The following is a 375-nucleotide window of genomic DNA, read 5'->3' on the forward strand; positions in this document are numbered from 1 at the left end:
CTTTGACCGCCGCAAAAGCGCGAGAAATCAGGTCGGCATCCTTATGGGGGCCCACACTATGGCCGATGATTTCTCGATTAAACAGATCGACTAGTAGATAGCTCCTGAAATAACGTTCGTGCCCTGTCAATTTTCCAAACCGTACTTCCAACGGAAAGGCACTGGATTTTCGTTCACTTCCTGGAGGTACAACTCAAGTTGCTCTTTTAATTCTTCTTTTGACTTCACCCGGAGATGACGAAGTACCTGTTTCGTCATCTTTGCGAAGAAGCTTTCAATCACATTGAGCCAGGAGCCATGTTTGGGGGTGAAGACGAACTCAAACCGGTTCGGCCGACTCTCCAGATAAGCATTTGTTTCCTTGGAGATATGAGC

1 protein-coding gene is annotated in these 375 nt (G+C 47.2%); it reads right to left on the reverse strand.

The window, feature by feature from the left end; translation table 11 throughout:
* Window positions 1-126: 126 nt before the first annotated feature.
* The coding region (locus PPOP_RS14980; RefSeq protein WP_006287385.1) for a transposase at window positions 127-375 on the reverse strand (249 nt) is incomplete at its 5' end.

The organism is Paenibacillus popilliae ATCC 14706, assembly GCF_000315235.1.
Lineage (GTDB): Bacteria > Bacillota > Bacilli > Paenibacillales > Paenibacillaceae > Paenibacillus_B > Paenibacillus_B popilliae.